A 16,884-nucleotide genomic window follows, 5' to 3' on the forward strand; every position below is an offset into this window, starting at 1 on the left:
TTCTGAGAGAGTGTGAGCATGCGCGTCTACCTGGGTTCCGACCACGCCGGCTACGAGCTGAAGATGCATCTCGTCAACCACCTGATCAAGCAGGGCCACGACGTCGTGGACGTGGGCCCGCACGTCTACGACCCGGAGGACGACTACCCGGCCTTCTGCCTGCAGACGGGGGCCAAGGTGGTGGCCGACGAGGGCTCGCTCGGCATCGTCATCGGCGGCTCCGGCAACGGCGAGCAGATCGCCGCCAACAAGATCGACGGCGTCCGGGCCGCCCTGGTCTGGCGCACCGAGATCGCCCAGCTGGCCCGCCAGCACAACGACGCCAACGTGATCAGCATCGGCGCCCGCGAGCACACCCTCGACGAGGCCACGGCCTTCGTCGAGACGTTCCTGGCCACCCCGTTCTCGGGCAACCCGCGCCACGCCCGCCGCATCGCCCAGCTGGCCGACTACGAGCGCACCCGCGAGCTCCCGGCCATCTGAGCTGGCTTCGCTTCGCTCCGCGGGCGATCGCCTTGTAACCGGTGACTTGGCAGGCGATTTCCCGCCACCCGCAAACCCCGCGGGCGTCGAAAAACCGACTGCCAAGTCACCGGCGGCGATCGCGGGTTACCTGTTCCGGGGGAGGTCTTCCCGCGGGACCCAGTTCCTTCTGACGATGGTGAGGTTGGCGTCGGCGTCGGCCAGATGCTCGTCGGTGGGGCGGGCGGCGTCGCGGGCCCGCAGGGCGGCGCCCACGCTGACCTGCGACGATCCCGAGCCGACGAGGCCGCGCAGGCCGCGCTCGACCTCACGGTCGTCGCCACCGGGACCGTTGCCTAGCGTGCGGCGCCCCGGCGAGCCGTTCCGCTGGGGCCGCCCGTCGGACGGCTTCGCCCGCGGCGGGCCTGGCACCGGCTCGGCCTCGGCGGCGCGCTCCTCGGCGGGCCGCTCTCCGGCGCTGCTTTCGGCGGGCCGCTCTCCGTGCCACCTCTCGGCGGGCCGCTGTCCGTGACCTCTTTCGGCAGGCCGCGCTCCGTAGGCCGCCTCGGTGTGGGCTGAGCCGGGCGGGGGTGGGCCGGGCACCGGCGGGGTGGAGGCCGGTGGGTCGGGGACCGGGTCGAGGCCTGGGTCGAGGACCGGGGTGGTCATGGCCGATCCCGCGGGCGGCTCGGTGGTCTCGTCGTCGGGCCCGGGCGGCGCGGGGGGCGGGGACGCGTGGGAGGGACGCACGCGGCGACGTCGGCGTTCGGGCTCACCCATGACGCCGACGTTACCGCCGGGGGCCTCACTCAGAACACCTCGAGGGCGCCCGGCTGCCGGTGCCACCCGAACGCGGCCGACGGGAAGTTCGCTGTCAGCCGCTCCACCCGGCCCGCGGCGGCCAGCGTGGCCAGTGACGTTCCGCCCAGATAGGCCGCGCCGAGCTCGGTGACCGTGCACTTGAGGTCGGGTGCGTCCTCCGTGCGTACACAGGAAGCTTTGTCCTGGTCTGCGGTCAGGCGCCACCGGCCGTTGTTGGCCTCGACGATCGGGTCGGTGACCTCGATGACGACGTCGACCGGGAACAGGTAGCGCCGCGACTCCAGCGCCGCCGGCACGTCGACCAGGCGGACCCAGAGCGCGTCCGCGTACTGCCGGCCCAGCCGGCGCGGCTCGTCCACCAGATGTTGCAGGGGCTCGTCGACCGTGGCGTAGCTGTAGGACGCCTTGCGGGCGAGGTCGATGGTGAGCAGGAAGCGCCACAGCTCGGTGTACGTCACCGGGTCGGCCGCCACGACCTCGTCGATGCGCACAGTGGCGTCGGGACCGTAGCTGTTCCAGCCGTTCTTGACCCGCCACAGCGCGTATCCGGCCGGGCCCTCGTCGCCGTCCACGATCACGCCGTAGAGGCCCGTGGCGCCGTCACGCTGGTCGCTCCCGTCGCGCAGCAGATAGCGCCACCAGTGGTCGGCCCGGCTCGACCAGCCGGGACGGTCGGCGCGGAGCCGGTCGTGCAGCGCGGCCAGCTCGCTCCGAGCCTCGGCCGGCTTGACCATGCGCAGCCGGACCCTCTGGGCCGGGGCGGTGACGCGCAGCTCGCGGGTGGCGATCTCCAGCCGGAGCCGGTCGGCGGCCGAGCCGTACCCGAAGCGCGGGTAGATCGCCGTCTCGCTGGCCCAGAGCACCGCCACGGCCTCGCGGCCGGCCTCGGCGATCTCGGTGAGCTGGCGGCGCATCATGCCGCTGAGCAGACCCCGCCGCCGATGGGTGGGTGCGACGCCGACGCCGGTGACATGAGCGGCCGGGATCACGGCACCGGGCACGGTCAGATCCCGGGTCTGCGCGGTGGCGTGACCGACCACCAGGCCACCGTCGTCGGCCACCAGCGAGCGCTCGGCCTCGGTGATCTGGATCTCCCAGTCACGGAAGTCGTCGCTCACGTGCTCGTGGAAGACCTGGCCCATCAGGTCGGCGATCGCGGGGAGATCGGCGGCGGTGGCCGCGCGCAGGCGTACGGAATCGTCCATGCGCACTTGTGTAACGGACCGCGGCCAGCAAGGCGAACTATTTGCGGGCTCGTTACCCTCGGAATGGCGGGGGCTTTGAAACCGAGGCCACTCCCGCCGATCGGAAGGGGAAAGCGATGCCTGAGCAACCGCAGTGGTCGGAGCGGACGCTCGACATGCCGCCGCAGGATCCGTGGGCCGACGCGCCCACCACACCGGTGGAGGGCCCGCCGTCCTCCAGCCCGCCGTCCTCCAGCCCGCCGTCCTCCGGTCCGCGGCCTTCCGGTCCGCCGTCCTCCGGACCGCGGCCTTCCGGTCCACCGTCCTCCGGACCGCAGTCTTCCGGGCAGATGCCGCCGACCGCGCCTTTCGCCAAGCCGGAGGAGGCGTCGCCGTTCAGCCGGGGCCGGGCCCAGGTCAACTCGCAGCCGCGCTACACCCAGCCCGAGCACACCAGCCCGGGCTGGCACGGCGCCGAGGCGGCGCCCGACCGGCCCGCGCTGAGCTGGCGCTGGAGCGAGATGCGCCGGGGCGGCGAGTGGACCAGCGCCGCCGTGCTGTTCGCCTTCGTCTGCTGGGGCATCTGGACGCTGTCCGGTGACGGCGACTTCGGCACCCCGCTGATCGTCTTCCTGGTCACCCTGGCCGTCGCGGCCGGCCTGTTCTGCCTGGCCCGCCTGGTCGGCCACCTGGTGCTGGAGCGCCAGTTCGGCCGGGTCCGGCGCTCCTCACGCGGCTCGCACCTGGTGACCGCCCTCTTCCTGGCCGGTGTCGGCGTCACCTTCCTCCAGCAGACCCAGTGGGTCATGACCGCCTACCACTGGGTGGCCGACCACATCAGCTGACCGGTTTGCCGCCGGTGACGCCGAGCACCTCGCCGGTGGTGTAGCTGGACTCCTGGCTCGCGAAATAGACGTAGGCGGGAGCCAGCTCGGCCGGCTGGCCGGCGCGGCCCAGGGGAGTGTCGGAGCCGAACGACTTGACCTTCTTCTCCGGCATCGTGGCCGGGATCAGCGGCGTCCAGATCGGGCCGGGCGCCACCGCGTTGACCCGGATGCCCTTCTCGGCCAGGTCCTCGGCCAGCGCCTTGGTGAAGGCCACGATGCCGCCCTTGGTCGTGGCGTAGTCGAGCAGCGCGCTGGACGACTGGTAGGCCTGGATCGAGGCCGTGTTGATGATCGTGGCGCCGGGCGCCATGTGCGGCACCGCGGCCCGGCAGAGCCAGAACATGGCGTACAGGTTCGTCTTCATCACCCGGTCGAACTGCTCGTCGGTGATGTCGGTGATCCCGCCCGGCTGGGCCATCTGATAGGCCGCGTTGTTGACCAGGATGTCGATGCCGCCGAGGTCGGCCCGGGCGCGGTCGATGATCGCCCGGCAGTGCGCCTCGTCGCGGATGTCACCCGGCACGAGCACCGCGACGCGCCCCGCCTTCTCGATCAGCTGGGCCGTCTCGCGGGCGTCTTCCTCCTCCTCCGGCAGGTAGGAGATGAGAACATCAGAGCCTTCCCGGGCGTACGCGATGGCGACTGCCCGGCCGATGCCGGAGTCCCCGCCGGTGATGACGGCCTTGCGGCCGGCCAGGCGCCCCGAGCCCTGATAGCTCTGTTCGCCGTGGTCGGGGCGCTGCGGCATCTGCCCGGTGAGGCCGGGCGGCTCCAGGTCGCCGCCGTCGTACTCCGGTCCTGGATATTTGCTGCGGGGGTCCACGGCGATCTCCTTCGGCTCGTGAGCGGACGAGCACGGTATGCCCGGAGAAAGCCTCGATAATCGCGGTCAGGCGCCGTCGTGCCGGTCGTGGCGCGGGCCGCGCCCGCCGCGGACGCTGGGCCACACGGCCGTGGCGATCATGACGATGCCGATCACGATGAGGGCGATCCAGAGAAGGGTCACTGCGGGAGACTAGCTCCGGCCGGGCCCCGGATGCCGCCTCGGAGCCCGGCCGGATCGTGCACCATCTGCCAGCTATCGACCGGCGAGACTGGTTCCCGTCTCCACCAGCGTCTTGAGGTCGCTGAGGATCCACGCCCAGCCGCCGCCCGCGCCGTCGTCCTCGGTGCCGGCGACCATGGCGGCCGTCTGCGGGGCGCCGGTGACCTCGTGGGTCAGCGTCAGTTTGTGGACGCCCGGCTGCATCTTGGCCTCCTCGATCTCGTACGTGATGGTGGTGAACGGCTCGGCCGCGGTGCCCGGGTCCATCAACATGCGCCAGGTCTGCACGAGCCGGCGCGGCGGGTCGGCCTCGATCACCTCGCCGTCGACGATGACGTCGGGCACCTCGAAGCCGTTCGCCTTGGCGTAGTCCTTCATCTCCTGGGTGGCGTGGGCCCGGTAGGCGCCGCCCGGCTTGAGCTCGTAGTCCACGGGCGCCGCGTAGGCGTAGCGCGAGGTCCACTCGGGATCGGTGATGGCGGCCCAGATCCGCTCCGGGCTCGCCTTGATCCAGACGCGGTAAACCTGGGTGGTCTCGGTGGTCATGGCTCTTCCTCCAGCGCGTTCTTGAGATCGAGAAGTGCGGTGACGTGACGCTCCGTGAATTTGTCGATCCACCGGTCGTGGATCTGCCGGATCGGAACCGGGTTGAGGAAGTGCAGCTTCTCCCGGCCCGAGCGGCGCGCGACGACGAGACCCGCCTCTTCCAGCACTTTCAGGTGTTTGGCGACCCCGAAGCGGGTCATCGCCAGCTCGGACTCCAGCTCGGTGAGCGTGCGGCCGTCACGCGCGAAGAGCAGGTCGAGCAGGAAGCGCCGGCTCGGATCGGCCAGCGCCTTGAAGACCAGGTCGTCGTCGGCCATGACGTAAAGTTATGAGACCAATAGGTCACATGTCAAGGCTTAAAGTTCTCTTCATAGACCTGCGTCGAAGTAGTCCGTTACGTTGACGCCCGCACGTTGGAACGGGTAGAGACGCGCAGCGCTGGGTGGCGGCCCGGCGCTGCGCCCCCGGCCCCCTCGATGAACTGCGCCGCCAGGCCGGGCGTGGCCCCGCTGATGAAGGCGAGCGCCTGGCCCACACCCGCGTCCGGCGCCTGGTAGTGGCGTTCACCGGCGGCCGTGGCGATACCGACGGTCATCCGGCCGCCCCAGCGCTGAAGGATCGATTGCCGCAGCGTCCAGCCGATCACCGCGCCGTGCTGGAGGGCAACCGTGTCGCGGCTGAGCGCTCCCCGCCGTACGACCAGATAAGGCCCCTCCAAGGCGTGACCCAGTGACCGGTAGGCCACCACGGCCAGCGCCAGGGTGATCGGCAGGAGGGTCAGCGGCCACAGCCCGCCGGGCAGGTCGAAGAGCGCCAGCGCGCCCCAGATGAGCACGGGACCGTAGATCGCCCAGCCCAGACGCCGGCGCAACGCGCCCCGGGGATGCGGCGTCAGCTCCGCCTCCAGCGGCCGGTGACCGTCCGGCAGCACCCGGGCCGCGATCTCCCGCGCCTCGGCCAGGCGCAGCCGGGGCAGGATCGTTCCCGACGGCGCTTCGACGGTCTGCCGCAGCCCCGTGGTGACGACGCTGGTCTCGGTCAGGTGCAGCCAGCGCCAGGCGAGAGGTTCCTTGAAGGCCAGGCCACGCATGCGCCGGTCGTCGCGCTGGAGCGTACGGGTCGTGAACAGCCCGCGGCGCGTCACCAGGGCGTCGTCCTCCCGGGCCAGCTCGAACCCCCAGTTCTCGGCGAGGAAGGCGGCGGCCGAACCGGCCACCCCGAGCGGGTAGAGGATCACCGCGCACAGCACCAGGTTCCACACCAGGCTCCGCGAGTCCCACCCGAACAGGTCCCGCCCGGTTGCGAGCAGATCGACCCCGAACGGCCGCAGGAACCAATAGAGCGCGAAGAGCGGCCCCAGCACCACGGCCGGCCCCCACGCGCTGAGCATGTTGAGCCCCACCCACCGCCACCGGAGCCGAGCGATCACCTCGCGCCCGCCGCGCTCCTCGCCGGCCGGTTCCACGGCGACCTCGTCCTGAGCGCTCGGCAACAGCTCACGGCGAAGCCGTGCCGCGTGCCCGCTGTCCAGCGCGTTGAGCGTGAACGACGACCCCTGCTCCCCGGAGCCGATATGCACCACCCGCAGCCGGAACAGCCGCGGCACCAGCTTGGCCGAGCTGTCCACCGTGCGAATGCGGTCCCGCGCGACAGTCCGGTGCCGCTTGGACAGCCATCCGCTGCGCATCTCCACCGACACCGCGCCGACCCGGTAACGCGTGGTCATCCACCGCACCAGATCGCTCAGCGCACTGAGAAACCCCACCAGCGACCCGGCGACGAGCGCCCACACCGGCCCATCGTCATTGAAGGCGACCGCACCCAGATAACCCACACCACAGGACACGGCCGCCCGGATCAGATCCATGTAGACGACCCGCACGCTGAGCCGCCGCCACCCCTGGTCGCTCATGTCGCGTCCCCCGGCGTGGCCGCGGTGACCTCCCGCAGCCGATCGACGGTCTCCCGGGCGACCTCGACATCAAGCCCTTCGATCGAGATCTTGCCTTCACTGGACGCCGTGGTGACCTTGATGGTCGCGATCCCGAGCATCCCCTGCAGTGGCCCGATCTCGGTGTCGATGCTCTGGATCCGCGACAGCGGCACGATCTGCCACTTCTTGGTGAGCCACCCTTCAAGCGCGTAGACCGCGTCGTCGGTCGTCTCCCACCGATGCACCCGATAACGCCAGCTCGGCATGACCGCCACGTTCACCGCATAGATCACTCCGAGGATCACCAGCACCGGCCCCAGCCAGCTCCGGCTCACCTCGACCCACCAAAAGACCGCGCCGAGGGCCCCGAGGACCCCGACACCCCAGAACAGCGCCTGCAGCGTCCGCCACAGCACGAACCGCCGATCCACCCGGTGTCGCGGCGGCCGGAGCCGCACCATATCCGTACTCATGAACCGGACTTATCGCTCTTTGTGCATGAAGGCGGCCATGACTTCACCGTAGAGAGGCCATGCGACCGCCGGAAGCTACTTTGGTATGGGGTCGGTAGACCAAGGACCGCGCCGTGGCACCATGGCCGGATCGAAACTCTTACATGGGCCGACGTCGACCCCGGTCGGCATCCGTTCGACCCGGGCACGGTGCTGGACGTCGTGCGATCGGTGGCTCCCGCGGGGGGCGTACCGGCTCCCTTCCGATACGAACCCGGGCGTGTCCTCGATCGCGCCGAGGACGACGCGCGCTGGCAGTGGCAGCAGGACATGACCCCCTGCCGGCCGAGCCCCGCGCGGCCGCCGAAGCGTGGGAGGCCACGGTCGCCTCGCTGGTCGCGACGGTGGCGGCCCGGTCCGGCGCGGAGGAGAGCTGGTACCCGGTCTGCACCCTGGCCCTGAATTGGTTCCTGGATGTCGCCGAGGTGCCGGGCGACCACGCCGAGCTCGTCGACGTCGCGATCGGCGGCCGGTTCTCGAGCTTCGTCTCCCCACTGAGCGCCCAGGTGGGCGACGCCGCGGAGTCCCTGGCGGCGATGCTCACCGGCGTCACACCGCCCCCGGAGGACGCGTGGCCCGACACGTGGCCCCAGGACTGGCCGAGCCGGCGCAGCACCGAGCTGCCCGCCGCCGACCGGGCGCCGCGGCCCGCCCCACCACCGCTCCCCGACGCTCTCGCCGCCTGGCGGCAGGTCCGGCTGGAGGCGCGGTGGGCGCAGGCGGCCGAGCACATCTCCGGCCCGGCCCGCACCGCCCGCGACGGCATCGCCGAGCACCTGGCGAAAGGCCGCTACGGCCCCGACGGCATCCTGGCCGCGCTCGACCTGGTGCGGGCCGACGTGGCCGCCGGCGGCCCGCTCACGTTCGCCCGCTTGGAGGCATGGCAGCGGAAGGTGCTCGACGTCCCCGCCGCCCCGTTTCGCACAACATCCGCCTGGGCCATGACCGGCCAGGAGCGCTACGCGTACGACGACGACCTGCCCGAGGCCTTCGAGACCTGCCTGGCCGAAGCCACCGACCCGTCCCTGCCGCTGCCTTCCCGGGCGGCCCGCCTCTACCTGGACGTCCTGCTCTTCCACCCGTTCACCGACGGCAACGCGCGCTCAGCAGCCTTGGCCCTCTACTTCGTCCTAGCAAGCGACGGCGTCATCCTGAACCACGCCGCCCCTTTGCTGATGACCCGCTGGCCCGCCTCCACCCCAACCACAGCCGAGGGCCTAGCCACCTTGATAGGCGCCCTAATCCCTCAGCCCAAACCCAGCGCAACCATTCCGCACCGTGGGGGTCTGGGGGCTCGGCCCCCAGGTAGATATGGCGATCCGCCAAGGCCCGCGCAGTCCGCGGGCAGACTTCACCTCAAGGAGAGCGGGCGACGAGAATCGAACTCGCGTAATCAGTTTGGAAGACTGAGGCTCTACCATTGAGCTACGCCCGCAACGCCCCCGCCTGGACGGGGTCCGCTCGCACAGCTTACTGGGTCCTTCACGGGCTTTGCGAACCGGATAGGTGCCTGAGGTGACTCCAGCGCACGCGTGGGGAAGCGGACCGCATACACTGGCCGTCGCCACGGGGTGTGGCGCAGCTTGGTAGCGCACTCGCTTTGGGAGCGAGGGGCCGTGGGTTCAAATCCCGCCACCCCGACTGACAACATCTATCCGCAGCAACAAGGAGTACGCCTGTGAAGAGCACCGTCGAGACTCTGAGCCCGACCAGGGTGAAGCTCGCCATCGAGGTGCCGTTCGACGAGCTCAAGCCGAGCCTGCAGAAGGCGTACCGGGAGATCGGCGCGCAGGTGCAGGTGCCGGGCTTCCGTCGCGGCAAGATCCCGGCAGCGGTCATCGACCAGCGTGTCGGGCGTGGCGCGGTCCTGAACGAGGCGGTTCAGGAGGCCATTCCGCAGCAGATCCTGGCCGCCGTGCGGGAGCACGACGTCAAGACGCTGGGCCGGCCCGAGGTCGAGATCACCGAGTTCGCCGACAACGAGCCGCTGAAGTTCACCGCCGAGGTGGACGTGCGGCCCGAGATCACCGTTCCGGACCTGTCCACCATCAAGGTGGAGGTCCCGGCCGTGGAGATCGGCGACAACGAGATCGACGAGCAGATCAACGGCCTGCGTGAGCGCTTCGCCACGCTCAAGACCGTCGAGCGCCCGGCCGCCGAGGGCGACTACGTGCAGCTCGACCTGAACGCCACCGTCGACGGCGAAGAGGTGCCGGGTGGCTCGGCCACCAACATCTCCCACGAGGTCGGCAGCAAGCAGCTTCTGCCGGGTCTGGACGAGGTGCTCGTGGGCATGTCGGCCGGCGAGGACACCACCTTCACCACTCAGCTCGTGGGCGGCGACTTCGCCGGCCGTGACGCTCAGGTGGCGGTGACCGTCCGCAGCGTCAAGGACAAGCAGCTGCCCGAGATCGACGACGAGTTCGCCCAGCTGGCCAGCGAGTTCGACACGCTGGACGAGCTGAAGGGCGACCTGCGCGAGCGGCTCACCAAGGTCAAGAAGGTCGAGCAGATCTACGCGGCCCGTGACGAGGCCCTCAAGCAGCTCGTCGAGGCGGCCGAGATCCCCGCTCCCGAGGGTGTCGTCAAGGACGAGGTCGAGGGCCGCAAGCAGGCGATGACCGATCAGCTCGAGCGGATCGGCGCGACCCTGCAGGACTACCTCACCTCCGAGGAGAAGACCGAGGAGCAGATCGACCAGGAGCTGACCGAGGCGGCCCAGGAGGGCGTCCGGATCCAGCTGCTGCTCGACACGATCGCCGACGCGGAGGACGTGCAGGTCTCCGACGACGAGTTCGGTCACGAGATCGTGCACCGGGCCCAGCGCGCCCAGATGCAGCCGCAGCAGTACTACGACCAGCTCGTCCAGTCGGGTGCGGCGGCCGCTGTCTTCGGCGACGTGCGTCGCGGCAAGGCGCTCGCCTCCGTGATGGAGCAGGTCGAGATGAAGGACGCCGAGGGCAACGTCCTCACGCTCGACGACCTGCGGGCCGCCTCCGACGAGGAGCACGGCCACGAGGGCCACAATCACTGAGTTCTCTCCGGCGGGAGCCGCCACCCCTGGGGTGGCGGCTCTCTGCTTTTTCCCGGGCGCGTGCGCTGTCAGCGAACACCTGCCCGAGCGGGAAGCCGTTGCCCATTCCACCGGTTAGGTTGGGCGTACGACGGACAACCTGCCGGCTAGCTGTTGAAGGGCTGCCATGACCGATCTTCACCTCCCCGCGAGCCCCCTGCTGCGCGGTGACTCCATCAGTGGCAACCTCGACGACTCGGTCTACAACCGCCTCCTGCGCGAGCGCATCATCTTCCTCGGCAGTGAGGTGACCGACTCGGTCGCCAACCGCATCTGCGCGCAGCTGCTGCTGCTTTCCGCCGAGGATCCCGAGCGGGACATCAACCTCTGGATCAACTCGCCCGGTGGCTCGGTCTACTCGGGCATGGCGATCTACGACACGATGCAGTTCATCGACAACGACGTCTCGACCGTGGCGATGGGCATGGCCGCGTCGATGGGACAGCTGCTGCTCTGCGCCGGCACCCCCGGCAAGCGCTACTCGCTGCCGCACGCGCGCATCATGATGCACCAGCCCTCGGGCGGCATGGGCGGCACGGCCGCCGACATCGCCATCCAGGCCGAGCAGATGCTTTACACCAAGCGCATGTTCCAGGAGCGGGTCGCGTTCCACACCGGCCAGACCCAGGAGCAGATCGAGCGCGACTCCGACCGTGACCGCTGGTTCACGGCGGAGGAGGCCAAGAACTACGGCTTCATCGACCAGGTGATCACCGGGGCCACTCAGGTTCCCGAGGGCGCCGGAACGCTGAACTGAGGAGCGGAACAATGACTGACCTGACGATGCCTCGCGGGTTCGCGCCGGTGACCAACCGTTACGTGCTGCCCTCCTTCATCGAGCGTTCCTCGAACGGGATGATGAAGGAGACGAACCCGTACAACAAGATGTTCGAGGACCGGATCATCTTCCTCGGCGTGCAGGTGGACGACGCGTCGGCCAACGACGTGATGGCCCAGCTGCTGACGCTGGAGAGCTCCGACCCCGACCGCGACATCACGATGTACATCAACTCGCCCGGTGGCTCCTTCACCGCCATGACGGCGATCTACGACACGATGCAGTACGTCCGCCCGGACATCTCGACGGTCTGCCTCGGCCAGGCCGCCAGCGCCGCGGCCGTCCTGCTCGCCGGTGGCACCCCGGGCAAGCGCCTGGCGCTGCCGCACTCGCGCGTGCTGATCCACCAGCCGGCCACCGAGGGCGGTTACGGCCAGGGCTCGGACATCGAGATCCAGGCCCGCGAGATCCTCCGCATGCGGTCGCAGATGGAGGAGATGATCTCCCGCCACACCGGCCGTACGACCGAGCAGGTCCGCAAGGACGTCGACCGCGACAAGATCATGACGGCGGACGAGGCCAAGGAGTACGGCATCGTCGACACCGTCCTGGTCAGCCGCAAGAAGACGCTCCAGGCCGTCGGCAGCGGCAGCTGAGAGAAGCGTATCGTCAGGGGCCGGCCGGCCCGAGTTAGACTGGCCGACCCCTGACACGCCCGTTTTGGGGGGTCGGAGAACAGCCCCTTTGCGGGTAACGTCGAGCATGCAGCCTCAGTTACGCGGTTCGGCAGACGATGAGAAGGCAACGGGGCGTTTCGACCTCGGATCCGGGCCGGTGGCAGCCGGCCGACGAGCACAAGGAGTACGTAGGTGGCACGGATCGGCGACGGCGGCGACCTACTGAAGTGCTCCTTCTGTGGGAAGAGCCAGAAGCAGGTCAAGAAGCTCATCGCGGGCCCCGGGGTCTATATCTGCGACGAGTGCATCGACCTCTGCAACGAGATCATCGAGGAAGAGCTGGCCGAGACCGGCGAGGTGAAGTGGGAAGAGCTTCCCAAGCCGATGGAGATCTGCCAGTTCCTCGACCAGTACGTGGTGGGTCAGGAGCAGGCCAAGAAGGCCCTCTCGGTGGCCGTCTACAACCACTACAAGCGGATTCAGGCCGAGTCGAGCGGCGCCCCCGGTGCGGGCAGCGACGTCGAGGTGGCCAAGTCCAACATCATGCTCATCGGCCCCACCGGCTGCGGAAAGACGCACCTGGCCCAGACGCTCGCGCGGATGCTCAACGTCCCGTTCGCGATCGCCGACGCCACGGCGCTGACCGAGGCCGGATATGTCGGTGAGGATGTCGAGAACATCCTGCTCAAGCTGATCCAGGCCGCCGACTACGACGTGAAGCGCGCCGAGCAGGGCATCATCTACATCGACGAGGTCGACAAGATCGCCCGCAAGAGCGAGAACCCGTCGATCACCCGCGACGTCTCCGGTGAGGGCGTCCAGCAGGCCCTCCTCAAGATCCTTGAGGGCACGGTGGCCAACGTGCCGCCGCAGGGTGGCCGCAAGCACCCCCACCAGGAGTTCATCCAGATCGACACGACGAACGTGCTGTTCATCGTGGGCGGCGCCTTCGCCGGCCTGGACCGCATCATCGAGTCCCGCGTCGGTCACGGCGGTGTCGGCTTCGGCGCCAACCTCCGCTCGATCACCGAGCGCAAGACCGACGACATCTTCGGCAAGGTCATGCCCGAGGACATGCTGAAATTCGGCCTGATCCCCGAGTTCATCGGCCGCCTCCCGGTCATCACCACGGTGCGTAACCTCGACCGCGAGGCCCTCATCAAGATCCTGACCGAGCCCCGCAACGCCTACGTGAAGCAGTACCAGCGCCTGTTCGAGCTGGACGGGGTGGAGCTCGAGTTCGACCAGGGCGCCTTGGAGGCCATCGCCGACCAGGCCATGCTGCGCGGCACGGGCGCCCGGGGCCTGCGAGCCATCATGGAAGAGGTCCTGCTCTCCGTGATGTACGAGGTCCCGAGCAACCCCGACGCCGCCCGCGTGGTCATCACCCGCGAGGTCGTCCTCGAAAACGTCAACCCCACGATCGTCCCGCGCGAGTTCGTCGGCCGTCGCCGCCGCGAGCGCGAGGAAAAATCGGCCTGACGTCCGCTTGATGCCGCCGTCTCTCGCTGCGAGAGACGGCGGTTTTTTCTGTACGGGTGCACAACCGACCCAACCGCAAGAAACCCGGCACCGTCCGTAGCGGCCAGGCCGTAGCCACTCACCCTCCGCGCCCGGCCGCCGGGCGGGCCCGGCGGCTCACCCTTCGACCGCCCTCGGCGCGCATCAGCGCCCGGGCCGGCTCACTGCATGGCCGTGCCCACCGGATGGCGGGCGTCCCGGGGGCACACGAAGACGTACAGCGAATAGCCTCGCCCGATCACGACGTCCGTGGGAGTCCGGGGAACGCCGTCGTCCTCGCTGGACGCCACGGTGATCAGCAGCTTCATCGGGCTGCCGCAGACCGCGCAGTCCACCGCGTGCCAGTCACTCAGCGACCAGTCGGCGAACCCGCCGACCTTCCACCCCGGCGCCACCGACAGATCGTCGGCGTAGTCGAGCCCGTGCCGCTCCGCCCACCGCTCGGCCTGGTCCCGCAGCTCCTCCGGCAGAAGCCCGTCGTACTCGTGCTCCCGGACCACCTCGGGCCGCACCACACACGGCGTGACCAGATAATCGTCGTTGACGACGGCCGGCTGGGGCACGCTCCCGAGCATCACCCCGACGTCCGCGGCCCGCCGCCACCGCAGCTCCACCCGCGGGTTGTATCCCGTCGACTCATGATCGAGCGGGCACCACAGCACCTGGAGCAGGTCCGCACCCTCCGGCCAGTCGATTCCCGGCACGTCCCGCCGATGAAGCTGAGCCACCGGCACGAGCGCGATCGGCTGACGCGCCGCCGAATGCGGCTCCGAGTAGTCGTATCCCGGCAGCTCGGCCCGTTCCGCGTCGGTCACCCCGTACGGTCTGCCGGTGGCCGCGGCCCGCGCCTCCGCCGCCGCGTAGATTCGCCGCTGCCGCCACACGGTCTCGACGGTCAGGAGCCGGTCGAGGTAATGGTCTCCGTCGGTGCACCGCGGCCATGCCTCGCCGGCCGGCCACAGCAGAGGCCCGCCGACCGAGCTTTCCGCCACGCCCGGCGCTCCGGGCGCCGGGCGCAGCCGGGTGGCGTCCCGGGCGTACTCCCGCAGCCCTGGAACCGCTTCTTCGATCTCGAGCCGCCGTGTCACGCCGTCCCGTCCTCTCCGCCGCGCAACCGCTCCAGCACCAGCTCGGTCCACCGGATGTTCTGCTGCTCGTACATGATTCCCGCCATGAGCGTGAGGGACGGTCCCACGGCCGGCCCGATGGGGTCGGGCTCGCCGTGCTTCGCGAGCAGCCGTTCGCGCAGTTGCTCGTAGCGCGCCAGCTTCGCCCGCGACCGTGCGAGGCGCGCTTCGGCGGCCACGATGAGCGCGTCGGCGTCTCCCGCGCCGGCCGCTTGCAGCTGGACCAGGAACTCGTCGCGGATCGCCGCGGGCCTCGCCGGCTGCCGGACGAACTCTCGCAGCGCCTGGCGCCCGGCCGCGGTCAGGTTGAAGACCCGTTTGGTGGGCCGGCGCCGCTGCTCGACCACGCGTGCCGCCACCAGCCCGTCGCGTTCCAGCTTCTCGAGGTCGCGATAGAGCTGCTGAGGCGTGGCCGACCAGTAGTCCGCGACCGCCACGTCGAACCGCTTGGCCAGCTCGTAGCCCGAGGCCTCGCCCTGCGACAGAGCCGCGAGAACCGCATGCCGCAATGACATCTGGACAGCCTCCCGTGGCCGGGCTAGCGTCATGCCTACCTATTCAACTTGTTGAGTATAGGGGCCCTCCTCGTGACCGCAGTCCCACCTCCGAACGCCGCCCACCCTCCGGTCCACCCCTTCCGCGCCGCCGTCGAGTCCGGCGACATCGCGGCCGCCATCGCCCTCCTGGACGAGGACGTCGTCTTCAACAGCCCGGTGGTCCACAAGCCGTACCGCGGCCGCCCCGCCGTGGCCGAGATCCTCCGCGCCGTGGTCCAGGTCTTCGAAGACTTCCGCTACGTCCGCGAGATCAGCACCCCCGGCGCCCTCGACCACGCGCTCGTCTTCCGCGCCCACATAGGCGACCGGGAGCTGGAGGGCTGCGACTTCATCCACCAGACCCCCGACGGCCGCATAGCCGAACTGACCGTCATGGTCCGCCCCCTTTCCGCCACCCTCGCCCTGGCCGAGTCCATGAAGTCCCGCCTGTCCCAGCCCTCAGCCTGACCACCGGCCAGGCGTTCGGTGGCCTGTTCACCTTCGGCAAGGGACTCCTGAGCGGGTGTCGGCGTTGTGTGAGGAGCGTGCGGTGGGGAGTGGAGCTGTCTACGACGTGGAGGTCGGTGCTGAGGCCTTGGGGCTGGCCGGGCTCGAGCCGGTCCATTACCGGGAAGGGTTTGGCTTCGCCACCGGGGAGAGGCTGGGCGCCGAGGCCTGGGCCCGGCGGATCTTGGAAGAGGCGTCCTGGTCGGAGCGGGTCAAGATGCTTGTCGTCTGGAGGCTTCTCGGTGTCGACCTGGCGTCGCTGAAGAAGCCGGGGCAGGTGCTCGGCTGGCGGATCCAGCACAGCGACGCCGGCGCTGTGATGCTGGCCGTGCGGGCGAGTGCCGGCGTCACTGCTCGCCTGGTGCTTCGCGTGGAGGCGGGACGGGTCGCCCATGCGATGGTCGTTCGCTACGACACGGGGCTTGGGCGCCTCGTCTGGACACGACTTGCTCCCGCTCATCGGCGCTTCTACGTTGGCCTGCTGGACCGCGCCCGGCGTACTGGTCATGGCACTTCCCCGTCCTGAAGGTTTTCTGGCCCCTCAGTTAGTAGGACGCTTCGACGACGGCGAGTTGCTTACCTCGAAGGGCAAGGGCTTCATGCCGTACGTCTGAAGGTCTTGGGTGTTGGTCGGAAGCGCTCGTAGGCTGCAGGCATGCGCGTTGCGGTGTGTCAGCTCAATGCCCGGGACGATCGGGAGAAGAACCTGGCTACGGCTCGGGAGCTGCTCGAACGGGCGGCGGCGGGTGGGGCTCAGCTGGCTGTGCTGCCGGAGTACGTCGATTATCTGGGACCGGGGGACAGGGCGCCCAAGCCCGAGGGTGTCGATGGGGAGTTCGCCGGCTTCTTCGCGCGGGCGGCCCGGGAGCTCGGGATCTGGGTCCATGCGGGGTCGTTCCATGAGAACGGGCCGGACGCGAGACGTACGTACAACACCTCTTTGGTCTTCTCGCCCTCGGGCGAGCTTACGGCGCGCTATCGCAAGATTCATCTGTACGACGTGGAGATCGCGGGACGGGTCTCCTATCAGGAGTCCCGGTCGGTGGCGCCGGGTGACGAGACCGTGGTCGCGGAGATCGACGGTGTGCGGACGGGGCTGTCCATCTGTTACGACCTGCGGTTCCCGGAGCTTTATCGGCGGCTCGCGGTGGAAGGGCGAGCGCGGGTCCTCGTGGTGCCGGCGGCGTTCATGATGCACACCGGGCGGGACCATTGGGAGGTTCTGCTGCGGGCCCGCGCCATCGAGAACCAGTGCTACGTGGTGGCCGCGGGGC

Annotated in this window: 18 protein-coding genes, 2 tRNA genes and 1 pseudogene (1 of these 21 cut by a window edge); 11 read left to right on the top strand and 10 right to left on the bottom strand. The window is 69.7% G+C overall.

The window, feature by feature from the left end:
- Positions 1 to 18: 18 nt before the first annotated feature.
- The gene (locus ACQP2X_RS07080; RefSeq protein ID WP_498695204.1) at positions 19 to 483 is read left to right on the top strand and encodes a ribose-5-phosphate isomerase; all 465 of its coding nucleotides are present in this window, start codon (positions 19 to 21) and stop codon (positions 481 to 483) included.
- Between the two features lie 126 nt (positions 484 to 609).
- Here ACQP2X_RS07080 and ACQP2X_RS07085 read toward each other — a convergent pair whose 3' ends face one another.
- Together ACQP2X_RS07085 and ACQP2X_RS07090 are read right to left on the bottom strand one after the other, a co-directional pair.
- Positions 610 to 1,065, bottom strand: a complete 456-nt coding sequence (locus ACQP2X_RS07085) for a hypothetical protein (protein ID WP_498700835.1) — start codon at positions 1,063 to 1,065, stop codon at positions 610 to 612.
- A gap of 206 nt (positions 1,066 to 1,271) precedes the next feature.
- Positions 1,272 to 2,489 carry a GNAT family N-acetyltransferase gene (locus ACQP2X_RS07090; protein ID WP_498695205.1) on the bottom strand — a complete coding sequence of 406 codons (1,218 nt, stop codon included), beginning with the start codon at positions 2,487 to 2,489 and terminating at the stop codon, positions 1,272 to 1,274.
- A 116-nt stretch (positions 2,490 to 2,605) separates the two neighbouring features.
- Between ACQP2X_RS07090 and ACQP2X_RS07095 the strand changes: the two genes are divergently transcribed.
- Positions 2,606 to 3,313: a DNA-directed RNA polymerase II gene (locus tag ACQP2X_RS07095; RefSeq protein WP_498695206.1), complete on the top strand. Its 708-nt coding sequence runs from the start codon at positions 2,606 to 2,608 to the stop codon at positions 3,311 to 3,313.
- Here the strand turns inward: ACQP2X_RS07095 and ACQP2X_RS07100 are convergent.
- The 5 genes from ACQP2X_RS07100 to ACQP2X_RS07120 form a co-directional block, all read right to left on the bottom strand.
- Positions 3,306 to 4,103, bottom strand: coding sequence for an SDR family oxidoreductase (locus tag ACQP2X_RS07100; protein ID WP_498700838.1), 798 nt, complete (start codon positions 4,101 to 4,103; stop codon positions 3,306 to 3,308). The two genes, ACQP2X_RS07095 and ACQP2X_RS07100, sit on opposite strands and share 8 nt — an antisense overlap.
- A gap of 330 nt (positions 4,104 to 4,433) precedes the next feature.
- Positions 4,434 to 4,946, bottom strand: a complete 513-nt coding sequence (locus tag ACQP2X_RS07105) for an SRPBCC domain-containing protein (RefSeq protein WP_498695207.1) — start codon at positions 4,944 to 4,946, stop codon at positions 4,434 to 4,436.
- Positions 4,943 to 5,263, bottom strand: coding sequence for an ArsR/SmtB family transcription factor (locus ACQP2X_RS07110; RefSeq protein ID WP_498695208.1), 321 nt, complete (start codon positions 5,261 to 5,263; stop codon positions 4,943 to 4,945). The genes ACQP2X_RS07105 and ACQP2X_RS07110 overlap by 4 nt, the downstream gene beginning before the upstream one ends.
- Before the next feature lie 77 nt (positions 5,264 to 5,340).
- Positions 5,341 to 6,858, bottom strand: coding sequence for a PH domain-containing protein (locus ACQP2X_RS07115; RefSeq protein WP_498695210.1), 1,518 nt, complete (start codon positions 6,856 to 6,858; stop codon positions 5,341 to 5,343).
- Positions 6,855 to 7,352, bottom strand: coding sequence for a PH domain-containing protein (locus ACQP2X_RS07120; RefSeq protein WP_498695211.1), 498 nt, complete (start codon positions 7,350 to 7,352; stop codon positions 6,855 to 6,857). Before ACQP2X_RS07120 ends, ACQP2X_RS07115 begins: the two co-directional genes overlap by 4 nt.
- Positions 7,353 to 8,332: 980 nt before the next feature.
- On the opposite strand from ACQP2X_RS07120, the pseudogene ACQP2X_RS07125 reads away from it, so the two are divergent.
- Positions 8,333 to 8,464, top strand: a pseudogene (locus tag ACQP2X_RS07125) (hypothetical protein); the annotation flags it as partial.
- 291 nt (positions 8,465 to 8,755) lie between these two features.
- Here ACQP2X_RS07125 and ACQP2X_RS07130 read toward each other — a convergent pair.
- Positions 8,756 to 8,826: transfer RNA gene (locus tag ACQP2X_RS07130), tRNA-Gly, on the bottom strand.
- A 132-nt stretch (positions 8,827 to 8,958) separates the two neighbouring features.
- On the opposite strand from ACQP2X_RS07130, the gene ACQP2X_RS07135 reads away from it, so the two are divergent.
- The 5 genes from ACQP2X_RS07135 to clpX all read left to right on the top strand — a co-directional run bounded on the left by ACQP2X_RS07135 (position 8,959) and on the right by clpX (position 13,401).
- A tRNA-Pro gene (locus ACQP2X_RS07135) sits at positions 8,959 to 9,032 on the top strand.
- Between the two features lie 37 nt (positions 9,033 to 9,069).
- The gene (gene tig, locus ACQP2X_RS07140) at positions 9,070 to 10,425 is read left to right on the top strand and encodes a trigger factor (RefSeq protein WP_498695212.1); all 1,356 of its coding nucleotides are present in this window, start codon (positions 9,070 to 9,072) and stop codon (positions 10,423 to 10,425) included.
- A gap of 166 nt (positions 10,426 to 10,591) precedes the next feature.
- On the top strand, positions 10,592 to 11,221 hold the full coding sequence (locus tag ACQP2X_RS07145; protein WP_097319852.1) for an ATP-dependent Clp protease proteolytic subunit: 630 nt from the start codon (positions 10,592 to 10,594) through the stop codon (positions 11,219 to 11,221).
- Positions 11,222 to 11,232: 11 nt separating this feature from the next.
- On the top strand, positions 11,233 to 11,898 hold the full coding sequence (locus ACQP2X_RS07150) for an ATP-dependent Clp protease proteolytic subunit (RefSeq protein ID WP_498657634.1): 666 nt from the start codon (positions 11,233 to 11,235) through the stop codon (positions 11,896 to 11,898).
- A 213-nt stretch (positions 11,899 to 12,111) separates the two neighbouring features.
- Complete coding sequence (clpX, locus tag ACQP2X_RS07155; protein WP_097319854.1) at positions 12,112 to 13,401, top strand: ATP-dependent Clp protease ATP-binding subunit ClpX; 1,290 nt, start codon at positions 12,112 to 12,114, stop codon at positions 13,399 to 13,401.
- 200 nt (positions 13,402 to 13,601) lie between these two features.
- Here the strand turns inward: clpX and ACQP2X_RS07160 are convergent, their stop codons facing one another.
- Together ACQP2X_RS07160 and ACQP2X_RS07165 are read right to left on the bottom strand one after the other, a co-directional pair.
- A complete protein-coding gene (locus ACQP2X_RS07160; RefSeq protein WP_498695214.1) occupies positions 13,602 to 14,528 on the bottom strand; it encodes a hypothetical protein in 927 nt (308 codons plus the stop codon).
- A complete protein-coding gene (locus ACQP2X_RS07165; RefSeq protein ID WP_498695215.1) occupies positions 14,525 to 15,082 on the bottom strand; it encodes a PadR family transcriptional regulator in 558 nt (185 codons plus the stop codon). The genes ACQP2X_RS07160 and ACQP2X_RS07165 overlap by 4 nt, the downstream gene beginning before the upstream one ends.
- A gap of 72 nt (positions 15,083 to 15,154) precedes the next feature.
- Here ACQP2X_RS07165 and ACQP2X_RS07170 point away from each other — a divergent pair, with 72 nt between their 5' ends.
- The 3 genes from ACQP2X_RS07170 to ACQP2X_RS07180 all read left to right on the top strand — a co-directional run.
- Positions 15,155 to 15,571, top strand: coding sequence for a nuclear transport factor 2 family protein (locus ACQP2X_RS07170; protein ID WP_498695216.1), 417 nt, complete (start codon positions 15,155 to 15,157; stop codon positions 15,569 to 15,571).
- A 106-nt stretch (positions 15,572 to 15,677) separates the two neighbouring features.
- On the top strand, positions 15,678 to 16,136 hold the full coding sequence (locus ACQP2X_RS07175; protein ID WP_498695217.1) for a hypothetical protein: 459 nt from the start codon (positions 15,678 to 15,680) through the stop codon (positions 16,134 to 16,136).
- A 129-nt stretch (positions 16,137 to 16,265) separates the two neighbouring features.
- A protein-coding gene (locus ACQP2X_RS07180; RefSeq protein ID WP_498695218.1) for a carbon-nitrogen hydrolase family protein crosses the window boundary here: on the top strand, positions 16,266 to 16,884 show its 5' portion. It continues 179 nt past the right edge of the window; 619 of the gene's 798 nt are visible here — the first part of the coding sequence; it begins with the start codon at positions 16,266 to 16,268; its stop codon lies beyond the right edge, outside the window.

Origin of the sequence: Actinoplanes sp. CA-131856, assembly GCF_050956135.1 — a bacterium.
Lineage (GTDB): Bacteria > Actinomycetota > Actinomycetes > Mycobacteriales > Micromonosporaceae > Actinoplanes.